Source organism: Janthinobacterium sp. GW822-FHT07H11, from assembly GCF_058798615.1.
Genome location: NZ_CM179507.1, coordinates 2,924,350 through 2,936,788, shown reverse-complemented (window position 1 = coordinate 2,936,788; position 12,439 = coordinate 2,924,350). Strand labels below are relative to the sequence as shown.

Annotated in this window: 11 protein-coding genes; 8 read left to right on the top strand and 3 right to left on the bottom strand. The window is 64.3% G+C overall.

Annotation, left to right across the window (positions count from 1 at the left end; all coding sequences use genetic code 11):
* Nucleotides 1–48: 48 nt before the first annotated feature.
* Nucleotides 49–540: a chemotaxis protein CheW gene (locus AC3RCJ_RS13200; RefSeq protein WP_436509422.1), complete on the bottom strand. Its 492-nt coding sequence runs from the start codon at nt 538–540 to the stop codon at nt 49–51.
* Between the two features lie 348 nt (nt 541–888).
* Here AC3RCJ_RS13200 and AC3RCJ_RS13195 point away from each other — a divergent pair, with 348 nt between their 5' ends.
* The 4 genes from AC3RCJ_RS13195 to AC3RCJ_RS13180 all read left to right on the top strand — a co-directional run bounded on the left by AC3RCJ_RS13195 (nt 889) and on the right by AC3RCJ_RS13180 (nt 4,760).
* Complete coding sequence (locus AC3RCJ_RS13195; RefSeq protein ID WP_492958805.1) at nt 889–1,545, top strand: HD domain-containing protein; 657 nt, start codon at nt 889–891, stop codon at nt 1,543–1,545.
* A gap of 144 nt (nt 1,546–1,689) precedes the next feature.
* Nucleotides 1,690–2,973 (top strand): TCR/Tet family MFS transporter, encoded by a 1,284-nt coding sequence (locus tag AC3RCJ_RS13190; RefSeq protein ID WP_492958803.1) that lies wholly within the window; start codon nt 1,690–1,692, stop codon nt 2,971–2,973.
* Nucleotides 2,974–3,072: 99 nt separating this feature from the next.
* The gene (locus AC3RCJ_RS13185; RefSeq protein ID WP_492958801.1) at nt 3,073–3,894 is read left to right on the top strand and encodes a substrate-binding periplasmic protein; all 822 of its coding nucleotides are present in this window, start codon (nt 3,073–3,075) and stop codon (nt 3,892–3,894) included.
* Between the two features lie 8 nt (nt 3,895–3,902).
* Nucleotides 3,903–4,760 carry an EamA family transporter gene (locus AC3RCJ_RS13180; protein ID WP_492958799.1) on the top strand — a complete coding sequence of 286 codons (858 nt, stop codon included), beginning with the start codon at nt 3,903–3,905 and terminating at the stop codon, nt 4,758–4,760.
* Here AC3RCJ_RS13180 and AC3RCJ_RS13175 read toward each other — a convergent pair.
* Nucleotides 4,757–6,718: a CocE/NonD family hydrolase gene (locus AC3RCJ_RS13175; RefSeq protein WP_492958797.1), complete on the bottom strand. Its 1,962-nt coding sequence runs from the start codon at nt 6,716–6,718 to the stop codon at nt 4,757–4,759. The genes AC3RCJ_RS13180 and AC3RCJ_RS13175 overlap by 4 nt on opposite strands.
* 297 nt (nt 6,719–7,015) lie before the next feature.
* On the opposite strand from AC3RCJ_RS13175, the gene trpS reads away from it, so the two are divergent.
* The 4 genes from trpS to AC3RCJ_RS13155 all read left to right on the top strand — a co-directional run bounded on the left by trpS (nt 7,016) and on the right by AC3RCJ_RS13155 (nt 11,824).
* Nucleotides 7,016–8,092, top strand: coding sequence for a tryptophan--tRNA ligase (trpS, locus tag AC3RCJ_RS13170; protein WP_226941409.1), 1,077 nt, complete (start codon nt 7,016–7,018; stop codon nt 8,090–8,092).
* 124 nt (nt 8,093–8,216) lie between these two features.
* Nucleotides 8,217–9,806 carry a pyridoxal-dependent decarboxylase gene (locus AC3RCJ_RS13165; protein ID WP_492958795.1) on the top strand — a complete coding sequence of 530 codons (1,590 nt, stop codon included), beginning with the start codon at nt 8,217–8,219 and terminating at the stop codon, nt 9,804–9,806.
* Between the two features lie 36 nt (nt 9,807–9,842).
* Nucleotides 9,843–11,096, top strand: a complete 1,254-nt coding sequence (locus AC3RCJ_RS13160; protein ID WP_492958793.1) for a voltage-gated chloride channel family protein — start codon at nt 9,843–9,845, stop codon at nt 11,094–11,096.
* Nucleotides 11,093–11,824, top strand: a complete 732-nt coding sequence (locus AC3RCJ_RS13155; protein WP_492958791.1) for a class I SAM-dependent methyltransferase — start codon at nt 11,093–11,095, stop codon at nt 11,822–11,824. The genes AC3RCJ_RS13160 and AC3RCJ_RS13155 overlap by 4 nt, the downstream gene beginning before the upstream one ends.
* 8 nt (nt 11,825–11,832) lie before the next feature.
* On the opposite strand, the gene AC3RCJ_RS13150 is transcribed toward AC3RCJ_RS13155, so the two are convergent.
* The gene (locus AC3RCJ_RS13150; protein ID WP_492958789.1) at nt 11,833–12,390 is read right to left on the bottom strand and encodes a helix-turn-helix domain-containing protein; all 558 of its coding nucleotides are present in this window, start codon (nt 12,388–12,390) and stop codon (nt 11,833–11,835) included.
* Nucleotides 12,391–12,439 lie beyond the last annotated feature (49 nt).

Below are 12,439 nucleotides of genomic sequence, written 5' to 3'. Positions count from 1 at the left end.
TGTCAATAGTTTTTGACAATAGGCAGGGAAAATCCCTTCACCGCGGCCTTACGCCGCCAGTTTCTCGATCAAGCCCATGTCGGCGCTGGACATCAGCTGGTCGATGTCGACCAGGATCAGCATGCGCTCGTCGATGGTGCCCAGGCCGATCACATACTCCGTATTGATCGAGCGGCCCATATCCGGCGCCGGCTTGATCTGCTCGGGCAGCAAGGTGGTCACGTCCGACACGCGGTCGACCACCATGCCGACCACGCGGTTGCCGATATTGAGGATGATGACGACGGTGAACTGGTCATAGCTGGGCGTGCCCAGGTTGAACTTGATGCGCATGTCGACGATCGGCACGATGATGCCGCGCAGATTGACCACGCCCTTGACGAACTCGGGCGCGTTGGCGATGCGGGTCGGCGTTTCATAGCTGCGGATTTCGCTGACCTTCTGGATATCGATGCCGTACTCTTCCTGGCCCAGGGTAAAAGCCAGGTATTCGGCGGCTTTGGCAACGCTTGCGCCAGTGTCGCTGGAATTGGTGTTCATGATCATCCTTTCGTTATCTCGCCCGGGGGCGCAGGCCACGGCACGCTGCACGCATGCCATTGACGTGAGAAGAGCCATGCAGACGCATGGCTCCTGCTGGTATGTTTTTGCAAATACTTTCTTGTAATTAGCTTAGCTTCTAATTTCCGTGTGGCAATGTTACCCTATGTAAATTTTACATGCACTAAAAAAGAGCATCCGACGCCATGCGACGTTGCCAGAAAGAAAATTTTGTGGCAAAAACCTTACGCCAAACGGCAGCCGCCCGGATCGCCGCCGCCAGCGTCCGCGCCTCCGGTCCCGGCGTTTTATGCCACACTGCGACCTTTGCCTCTTAGAAGTCTGAACATGCACTCTTTGCTTTCCCAATGGCAACCACGCCTGCAGGCGCTGGCCGCGGCCGGCCTGGGCGACGACGGCGCCCACGACATCAACCATTTGCACCGCGTCTGGCGCAATGCCGCCCGGATGCTGGACGACGCGGACAATGCGCACGCCGATGCGCTGGTGGTCATGGCCGCCTGCTACCTGCACGACCTGGTCAATTTGCCGAAAAACCATCCCGAGCGCCATCTGGCCTCGCGCCAGGCGGCCGCGCTGGCCTGCCGCCAGTTGACCGGACTCGGCTTCCCGGCAGACAAACTCGCTGGCGTCGCCCACGCCATCGAGACGCACAGCTTTTCCGCCAACCTGGCGCCAGCCACCATCGAAGCGCAAATCGTGCAGGATGCCGACCGCATCGACGCGCTGGGCGCCGTGGGACTGGCGCGCCTGTTCTACACGGCCGCGCGCATGGATAGCGCGCTCGCGCATGGCGCGGACCCGCTGGCCCGGCATCGGGAACTCGACGACAAGGCCTACGCGCTCGACCATATCGTCACCAAGCTCGAGAAACTGCCCGGCAAGATGCAGACGGCGGCGGGCCGCGCCCTGGCGGAACGGCGGCTAGCCGTGCTGACGGATTTCCGCGCCGCCTTTGCCGAGGAATGGGGCGTCAGCGCCTGAAGCGGCCAGGCTCGGGTGGCGATAGCCAGCACGGCACATGCTGTCTATAATACAAGGCTCAGCTATCGCGCCGCGGCGTTACCGCGCCGGCGCAACGCCACCAACATATTCCCCGCCACCACGCGGGGCGCGTCGAAAGCATGCATGTCCGATAAAATCTCGCCCGATACCCGTTCCGTGTCATCGCCCGCCGCGCCTGAGCGCAGCGGCAACCTCAATTTCATCCTCGTCTGCGTCTTCATCGACATGCTGGGCATCGGCCTGGTGGTGCCCGTGCTGCCCATCCTGATCGGCGACTTTGTCAGCGGCAAGGATGCGCAGGCATTCTGGTACGGCATCATGGCGGCCGTCTTCGGCTTGCTGCAATTCATCTTCATGCCCATGCTGGGCGCCATCAGCGACCGCGTGGGACGCCGTCCGGTGCTGCTGTACTCGATGGCCGGCATGGGCATCAACTTTCTCGCCACGGGCTGGGCGCCCAACCTGGCCTGCCTGTTCATCGGCCGCATCATCGGCGGCGTCTCGTCGGCCAGCATGTCGGTCGCGTCCGCCTATGCGTCCGACATTTCCACGCCGGACAACCGCGCGAAAAGCTTCGGCAAGATCGGTGCCGCCTTCGGCCTGGGCTTCATCTGCGGCCCCATGCTGGGCGGGCTGCTGGGCGAGATCAACCTGCACCTGCCCTTCTACGTGGCCGCGGGCCTGTCGGCGGCCAATTTCATCTACGGCTATTTCTTCGTGCCCGAATCGCTGCAGCCGGGTCCTCGCGCGCCATTTACTTTGGCGCGCATCAATCCGTTCGCCGCCCTGCTGAAACTGGTGCGCCGCGTGGAAATCCGCGGCCTGGTGCTGGCCTTCGGCCTGATGACGTTTGCGCAGATGATGCTCAATACCACCTGGGTGCTGTACACGCACTTCCGCTTCGACTGGACGCCGCGCCAGAACGGCATCGCCCTGTTCTGCGTGGGCCTGTGCGCGGCCGTGGTGCAGGCGGGCTTGCTGGGCATCCTCATCAAGCGCTTTGGCGAAGTGCGCCTGTCCCTGCTGGGCATGGCTTCGGGCGCCCTCACCTACCTGCTGTACGGCCTGGCCACGCAAGGCTGGATGATGTATGCCTTGATCCTGTGCAACCTGCTGGCCTTTGCCGCCGGCCCCGCACTGCAAGGCATCATCTCGAAGGCATCGAACGCCAGCGAACAGGGCGAACTGATGGGCTCCTTGCAATCGATCAGCAGCCTGGGCATCATCATCATGCCGCTGCTGGGCAGCATGATCCTCGGCGAAGTGAGCCATTTGCCTGCCAATGACTGGCGCATCGGCAGCACCTTCTTCCTGTGCGCCATCATGCAGACCCTGGGTATCGTGGTTGCCTGGCGCTACTTCCAGGCACGGCGCCTGGCACGGCTTGCGGTTTCCACCACAAAGTAGTCGGCAGGATAATATTGCATTTGGGAAATTAATAGGCGAGAATGGTGAATCCGCCGCGCGTGTACCACGCCCGGCATCCGATGGTGAGCAAGGATGGCTATGACTGACTTTTATTCCAGCGCCTGGCGCCTGAGCGTGGCCGTGCTGGCCCTGGCCCTGCCGTCGCTGGCCTGGGCGCAGTGCTCACGCGACATCCAGGTGCCCGTATCGGCCATCGGTGCCAGCGTGGTGATCAATGGTGCGGCCGTCAGCGGCATCTATCCGGACCTGTTGCGCACCATGGGCGCGCGCATCGGCTGCAATTTCGTCTTTACCCCGGTGCCGCGCGCGCGCCTGGAAGCGATGTTCGAGACGGGCAAGGCAGACATGCTGATCCCGGCCAGCAGCACGCCCCGGCGCGACCAGCACGGCCTGTTCATTCCCCTGATGGGCAACCGCCCCCTGCTGATTTCGCTGCAGGGAACGCGCGCGCCCATCAATACCATGCAGGAATTGATCGAGCGGCGCGACTTGCGCGTGGCGCTCGTGCGCGGCTACGACTATGGCGTGTCCTACCAGGCGCTGGCGAAGGAACTGAGCAACCAGGGCCGCCTGTTCTATGAAGTCGACGCGCTGTCCGTGGCGCGCCTGATGCAAAGCGGCTTCATCGACGCCACCATCATGAGCCCCACCATACTCTCCGGCGTGGCGCAGAACGATGCGCGCGTGTACGGCCTGGCCGACCGTTTGCGCCTGGAAGCCTTGCCCGAACTGCCGTGGGGCATGAGCGGCGTCTACCTGTCGCGCAAGTCGCTGACGGCGGAAGACCAGGCGGCCCTGCGCGAACTGCTGGAAAAGGCGGGACGCTCGGGCGTCCTGATGGACGGCTTCCAGCGCCACCACCGCCAGGAACTGCTGACCCTCAGCATACGGCCGCGCTAAGTCCCCCCATGTCCGGCACTGTCGTCGCCATCGTGCTGTTTGCCGCCCTGCTGCACGCCAGCTGGAACGCCATCGTCAAGTCGGGCAAGGACACTTTCCTGACGACCGTGCTGGTCTCCGTGGGCGCGGCCCTGATCTCGCTGGCGGTCTTGCCCTTCGTCAATGCTCCCGCCCCCGCCAGCTGGCCCTGGCTGGCCGCCTCGGCCGTGGCCCAGCTCGCCTATTACTCGCTGCTGGCGGCCGCCTACAAGGCTGGCGACATGAGCCATGCCTACCCCTTGATGCGCGGCAGCGCGCCATTGATCGTGGCGCTGGCCAGCTGGCCGCTGATCGGCGAGCACCTGTCTTTCACGCAGATGGGCGCCGTCGGCTGCATCTGCGCCGGCATCCTTGCCCTGTACTTCGCCGCGCGCCTGCCGGCCACGGCCGGCGCCGCGAAAAACACGGGACGCGCCACCGCCTTTGCGCTGGGCAACGCCTGCGTCATCGCCAGCTATACCCTGATCGACGGCATCGGCGTGCGCCTGTCCGGCGCGCCGGCCGCCTACACGACGTGGATTTTTGTGCTGAATGGCACCGGGCTGCTGCTGTGGACGGCCTTGCGCCGTCCGGCCGATTTGTTTGCGTATGCGCAAACGCAATGGCATCTGGCCGCATTGGGCGGTTTCGGCACCCTGGCGTCATATGGCCTGGCCCTGTGGGCCATGACGCAGGCGCCCGTGGCCGCCATCGCGGCCCTGCGCGAGACGTCGATTCTGTTCGCCATCGCCATTGCGGCCCTGTTCCTGCGCGAAAAAATCAGCCCCCGCCGCTATGTGGCCATCGCCCTGATCGCGGCAGGCGCCATTCTCATGCGCATGGGCTAGCGGGCATCGAGCGGCGCGATCGGCAACTCGATGGCGCTGGCCGCCCCTGTCGCATGGTAGACGCGCTGCGTCGCCTTTCTATAATGGCCCGGGTCGGCCAGGAAGATGTTCGGCACGTAGTTTTGCGGGTTGCGGTCGTACAGGGGGAACCAGCTCGACTGCACTTGCACGGCGATGCGGTGGCCAGGCAGGAAGACGTGATTCGCGTTCGGCAAGGCGAAGCGGTAGCGCTCCACTTTGCCCGCCGGTATCGGCGTCGGGTGCTCGAAGCTGTCCCGATATCGGCCGCGGAAGATCTCCATCGCCACGCCCAGCTGGTAGCCGCCCATGGCCGGCTGCGACGGCACTTCGTCCGGATACACGTCGATCAGCTTTACCACCCAGTCCGCATCCGTGCCGCTGGTGGCGGCAAACAGATTGACCATCGGTGCGCCGGCGATGCGCACGGCCGTCTTCAACGGTTCCGAAACATAGCTGAGCACGTCCGTGCGGTCCGCATAGCCGCGCTGGTCGCTGACCAGCCATGGCTTCCACACGTCGGCGTCATTGAGGCGCACGGGACGGGGCACGAAAGGCACGGGCTTGGCCGGATCGGCCACGTATTCGTCGAAGGCGCCTTCCGCCGCATCCGCGGCGCCCGCTGGCGCCGCAAAGCCCAGCTGGTTGCCCTGCTGCAAGTAGATCGGCGTCAATTTCGTGTCGCAGGTCTCGCAGGCCAGCGGCCACTGCTGCAAACGCTGCCACTGGTTGGTGCCAGTCTGGTACGCCACGACGGGCGCCGTGTTCGCTTCCGGCGCGCCATCCTTCAGGTATTGATTGAGGAATGGCTGCATGACTTTTTCGCGGAACTGGCGCGCCGTGTCGCCGTCGAACTTCAGGGCGCCCAGGCTGGAACCGTCATAGTTGACGCCGCTGTGGCGCCAGGGGCCGATGGCCAGGTAGTTCAGGCTGTTGCGCTTGTCGCGCCCTTCCATCGCCGTGTAGCTCGCATACGGACCATAGATGTCTTCCTGGTCCCACTGCCCCACCACATGCATGGTGGGCACGATCAAAGGACGCTTGGCGAGGATCTTGTCGAGCGCCTGTTCCTGCCAGTAACTGTCGTAGGCCGGGTGCTCGAACAGCTTTTTCGTGTAGGTCAGCTTGTCGATGCCGAACTTCTTCGCATAGTCGCCTGCCGAGCCGATGCGCAGATACGCGTCGTAATCGTCGTAGACGCCCAGGGCCGGCGATTCGCCGCCGCCGCGCACGCTGGTCTGTCCCGCGATATACGCCAGGCTGGGCATGCGGAAGGCGCCGTTATGGAACCAGTCGTCGCCGCGCCAGCCATCGACCATGGCGCTCATGGGGATGGCCACCTTCAGCGCCGGATGCGGGTCGACCAGCGCCATCAGCACCGTATGGCCCTCGTACGAGGAACCCAGCATGCCCACCTTGCCATTGCTTTCCGGAATATTCTTCGACAGCCAGTCGATCGTGTCCCACGCATCGGTGACATTGTCCACCTTGGTATGGTTCAGCGGGCCGCGCACGGGGCGCGTCATCACATAGTCGCCTTCCGAGCCATGCTTGCCGCGCACGTCCTGGAAGACGCGGATGTAGCCGTTTTCCACCAGGGTATCGTCGCCCTGCGGCAAGGTGGCCAGCATGCCGGGGCTGGCCGCGCGCTGGGCCCGGCGCGCCGCGTTATACGGCGTGCGCGTGAGCATGATCGGCGCCCGCTTGGCGCCCTTCGGCACGACGATCACCGTGTACAGCTTGACGCCGTCGCGCATGGGTAGCATCACCACGCGCTTGACGTAGTCGTTCAGGTCCGGCATCACCAGTCTGGCGCCGATATCGGGCGTCATCGGCGGCGTTTGCGGGGTTTGCCGGGTTTGCGCCAGCGAGGAAACGCTGAACAAGGTACTGGCAAGCAGGGCCAGGCCGCTCAGGCGCACGGGGGATACTACAGGCATACGCTTCTCCAAAAGATTCATGCTGACAATAGTACCCGTAAAGCAAGTTTGACAGAAATCAAACGTTCGCGCTGGCCGCAGATATATCGGGGCGCAACTTGACAGAACGCGCACGAACTGCAACCATAACGCCATGAAATTTATCCCGTCACAACACGCCTGCTTGAATTGGTGGTCCCGCTCACTTTCGCGCGGCCACTGCATAGTGATGTGAATTTGATCCACGCCGCCTCGATCGGTGGCGTAACAGGCTCAGCCTGGATCATCCCCGATGCAGGCGGCTCAAAAGGAAACTTGATGAGCTTGCCTAACACCCCCGATACCCCCGACACCGACAACACCCCGGCAGCGCCGCTGTCCGCCGCCGCCATCGCTTCGCAATCCGTGATCCTGACGGGCGACCGCCCCACCGGCCCCCTGCACCTGGGCCACTTCGTCGGCAGCCTGCGCGACCGCGTCGCCTACCAGAACAGCTACAAGCAATTCATCATGCTGGCCGACGCGCAGGCGCTGACGGACAATATGGACGACATCGACAAGGTGCACCGCAACGTGGTCGAGGTGGCGCTCGACTACCTGGCCGTCGGCATCGACCCGACCAAGACCACGGTGTTCATCCAGTCGCAGATCCCGGAACTGGCCGAGCTGACCTTTTACTACCTGAACATCGTCACCGTGGCGCGCCTCGAGCGCAACCCCACGGTCAAGGAAGAAATCCGCCTGCGCGGCTTCGAGCGCGACATCCCGGCCGGCTTTTTGACCTACCCGGCCAGCCAGGCGGCCGACATCACGGCCTTCAAGGCCGGCGTGGTGCCTGTGGGCGAAGACCAGATCCCGATGATCGAGCAGACGAATGAAATCGTGCGCCGCTTCAACCGCATGTACAACCGCGAAGTGCTGATGGAATGCAAGGCGCTGGTGCCCGATATCGGCCGCCTGCCCGGCATCGACGGCAAGGCGAAGATGAGCAAGTCGCTGGGCAACACCATCAACCTGGGCGCGACCCCGGCCGAAATCACGGCCGCCGTGAAAAAAGTCTACACGGACCCGCTGCACCTGCGCGTGGAAGATCCGGGCCACCTGGAAGGCAATGTGGCCTTCACCTACCTGGATGCCTTCGATCCGGAAAAAGCGGCGCTGGCCGAAATGAAGGCCCATTACGTGCGCGGCGGCCTGGGCGACAGCATCGTCAAGAAGCGCCTGGACGTGGTCTTGCAGGAATTGCTGGCGCCGATACGCGCCCGCCGCGAAGAGTTCGCCAAGGACAAGGGGCAAGTCATCCAGATGTTGAAAGAAGGCACCTTCAAGGCACGCGAAGTGGCGGCCCGCACGGCCGATGAAGTCAAGTCGGCGCTGGGCCTGAATTACTTCTGATTATCATTTACCAATAGCAAACTGATGCGCCTTGGCGGAGTCGGGTAAAATCCCGCTTTCGCCAGGGCGCAATGCATTTGGCACCGTGGCATCAGCAATCCGTAGAGAAGAAGACAAACGCGCAATGACCGATACCGCTATCGAACGGCTGCTGCAGCAGCATTTTTCCATCGATGCGCTGCAACGCTCGCCCGCGCCCCTGCAGCAGGCGCTGCGCATGCTGGGCGGCTGGCTGGCCGCCGAACGCGACACGGCGTATCCGCACACGCCCTACACGGAACTGCTGACGCAGCTGTCCGACATCAGCCCGCCCGCGCACGGCATGCCCGTGGCCGATTTCCTGCAAGAACTTGACGCCACCGTGCTGGCCAATACGGCCCAGCTGAACCACCCGCAATACATCGGCCACATGACGCAGGCCTTGCCCTGGATCAGCGTGCTGGCCGAGGCGTTTACGGCCACCTTGAACCAGAACCAGGTCAAGATCGAGACAGCCTATGTGTCGACCCTGATCGAAAAGCAGATCCTGGGCTGGCTGCACCGCCAGGTCTACCAGCAGCCGGACGCCGTCTACGCGCAGGCCATGGCCGCCACCAGCGGCGCGCTGGGCAATGTCGTCAATGGCGGCACCATGGGCAATTTGACGGCGCTGGCCGTGGCGCTGGAAAGCCAGTTGCCCGGCACGCGCAAACGCGGTCTGTTTGCCGCCATGCAAGAATCCGGCTACGCGGGACTGGCCGTGATCGGTTCGGCCCGCAGCCATTATTCCGTGAAAAAGGCGCTGGCGACCCTGGGCCTCGGCGAAAACGCCCTGCACCTGGTGGCCGTCGACCGCGACAACCGCATCGACGTCGCCGCGCTGGAAGCGACCATTGCCGATTTAAACGTGCGCAAGATCAAGGTCGTCGCCATGATCGGCATCGCCGGCACGACGGAAACGGGCGCCATCGACCCGCTGGCCGCCATGGCGGCGATTGCCGCGCGGGAAAACATCTGGTTCCACGTGGATGCGGCCTGGGGCGGCGCCCTGCTGATCGCGGAACAGTACCGCCACCTGTACGACGGCATCGCCCTGGCCGACTCCGTCGTCATCGACGGGCACAAGCTGCTGTGGGTGCCGATGGCGCAAAGCATGGTGCTGTTCAAGGATGGCGCCAGCCTGAACCTGTTGAAGCACAACGCCAACTACATCTTGCGCGACAATTCAGGCGACCTGGGCCAGACCTCGCTGGAAGGCTCGCGCCGCTTCGACGCCTTGAAACTGTGGACCTCGTTCAAGGTGCTCGGCGTGTCCGGCTACACGACCTTGCTGCAGCAGGCGGCCACCCTGTCCGGCCAGTTGCAGGACTTGCTGGCCGACCAGCAGGATTTCGAGCTCGTCACGCGCTCCGACACCTTCATTCTCACCTATCGCTACGTGCCCGCGCCCTTGCGCCAGCGCATGGAGGCCTTGCTGGCCAGCGGCCAGGTCGAGGCGGCGACCGAGCTGAACAAGCAACTGAACACCTTGACCGCCAAGCTGCAAAACCGGCAAAAGGCCGAAGGCCACAGCTTTGTCTCGCGCACGGTACTCGAGTCGACGCGCTACCCCGGCCCGACGAATGTATTGCGCGTGGTCATGACGAATGTCAAGACGCGCCCCCACCACCTGCGCGCCATTTTGGCGGAACAGCGCGCCATCGGCCAGGCGCTGGTGGCGGAACTGGGCCTGTAAGGAATCCCCCACCCATCAGCCTTGACTGGATGCCCGATGCACCGCCTGAGCGCCCTCACCGATCTATTCAAGCATCTGCTGAAATGGCTGCTGCTGGCCTTTGTCGTGGCCGTGCTGGCGGGGTCGGCCTCGGCCGGCTTCTTGTACGCCCTCGACCGGGCGACCGCGACGCGCCTGGCGCACGCCTGGCTGATCTGGCTGCTGCCCGTGGCGGGCTTTGCCGTCGGCTGGCTGTATTTACGCTACGGCAGCAGCGTCGAGGGCGGCGCGAACCTGCTCATCGATGAAATCCACGATCCGAAAAAAATCATTCCGCTGCGCATGGCGCCGCTGGTGCTGGGCGGCACCGTCATCTCGCATCTGTTCGGCGCTTCCGTCGGACGCGAAGGCACGGCCGTGCAGATGGGCGGCGCGCTGGCCGACCAGCTCACGCGCCTGTTTCGTTTGAACAATGAAGACCGCCGCATCATCCTGATGGCCGGCATCAGCGCCGGCTTTGCCTCCGTCTTCGGCACGCCGCTGGCGGGCGCCCTCTTCGGCCTGGAAGTGCTGGCCATCGGCCGCCTGCGCTACGAAGCCATGCTGCCCTGCCTGCTGGCCGCCGTCATCGCCGACCAGGTGGTCTTGCTGCTGGGGCCGTTTTTGCACATTGGCCATACGCATTACGCCGTGCCCTTGATTCCCGCCCTCTCCGCCTGGACCTTATGCGCCATGGTGATCGCGGGCGTGCTGTTCGGCGTAACCGGCAAACTGTTTGCGCAAGCCACGCACGGCTTGAGCGGGTTGATGAAGCGCAAGATTGCCTACGCCCCGCTGCGCCCGCTGACAGGCGGCCTCGTCGTCGCGCTCGCCGTATGGCTGCTGGGCACCGACAAATATATCGGCCTGGGCATCCCCACCATCGTCGACGCGCTCCAGCAGCCGCTGCCGGCATACGATTTTCTGGGCAAGATGGCGTTCACCATTGTGTCGCTGGGCACGGGATTCAAGGGCGGCGAAGTCACGCCATTGTTCTTCATCGGCGCCACCCTGGGCAATGCGCTGGGGCCTGTGCTGCACCAGCCCGTCGCCCTGCTGGCCGCCATCGGCTTCGTCGCCGTGTTTGCGGGAGCGGCCAACACGCCGATTGCCTCGACCCTGATGGCAATGGAACTGTTCGGCGCGGACATCGGCGTGTACGCGGCCATCGCCTGCGTCGTCGCTTACCTGTTTTCCGGCCACGCGGGCATTTACCGGGCGCAGCGCGGCGGCCACGCCAAGCGCCATCCTGCCAAGGATCTCGACGCATGACACAGAACATCTACGACAACGACGCCTTCTTCACGGCCTACAGCCAGCTGCCCCGCTCGATTGGCGGCCTCGACAGCGCTCCCGAATGGCCGGCCCTGCGCGCCATGCTGCCCGAATTAACAGGAAAAAGCGTGCTGGACCTGGGCTGCGGCTATGGCTGGTTCTGCCGCTGGGCGGCAGAACAGGGTGCAACGCGGGTCTTGGGCGTGGATGTGTCCGAGAAGATGCTGGCGCAGGCAAGCGCCATGGGGCCGCACGCGGCCCTCAAGTATGCCCGGCTGGACCTGGAACAACTGGCCTTGCCACCGGCCAGCCATGACCTCGTCTACAGTTCGCTCGCCTTCCACTACATCGAGGATTTTGCCGCCCTGCTGGCCGCCATCCGCCACGGCTTGAAGCCGGGCGGCAAGCTGGTGTTTTCCATCGAGCATCCGATCTTCATGGCGCCGCGCCAACCGGGCTGGCTGACGGATGGGCAAGGCCGCAAGACCTGGCCCGTCGACAGCTACCAGCGGCAAGGAGCGCGCGTGTCGGACTGGCTGGCGCCCGGCGTGATCAAGCAGCACCGCACCCTGAGCACAACCATCAATGCGCTGCTGCACGCCGGTTTCCAGCTGGAACACGTGGAAGAATGGGGGCCGACAGACGCGCAGGTGGCGCAGCAGCCGGCCCTGGCGGAAGAGCGGGAACGGCCGATGCTGCTGCTGGTCGGCTGCGGCCTGCCGTAACTGCGCCCTCAGCTGGCCACATTGCGCGTAAAGCGCACGGTGGCCTCGCCCGCATTCACATAGCTGTACGCTTGCGCACTGCTGAAGACAAAAAAGTCGCCCGTGGCCAGTTGCCTCGTTTCGGCCGCCAGCACGAGGTGCAGCGTCCCTTCCAGCACATAGAGCATTTCGCTGAAACCAGCCGGATCGGCTTGCGCATCATAGCGCTCGCCCGGCGCCAGGGTCCACGACCACAATTCCACCTGGCGGCTGGCGGGTGCGGCGCCCAGCAGCACGGCCTGGCTCGCCGGCGATTCGCCTTGCCACATCAGCACGCGCAGGCTGTCGTGCGGCTGCCGCGGCGGCCGCACCAGGTCGACAAAGGCCACGTTCAAGGCGGCGGCCACATGGTCGAGGTTGGCCAGGCTGATATTGGTGCCGCCCGCCTCCACGCCATTGACCATGCGCCGGCTCAGGCCGGACAGGCGCGCCAGCTCTTCCTGGCTCAGGCCGGCAGCGACGCGCAAACGCCGCAGATTGGTGGCCAGGTGTGCCAGCACGCCACCGGCCTCGGCTTGACTGCGCAATATATTGCTCCTATGATGATGGGAAATATTTTGCTCATAGCATAGCTCC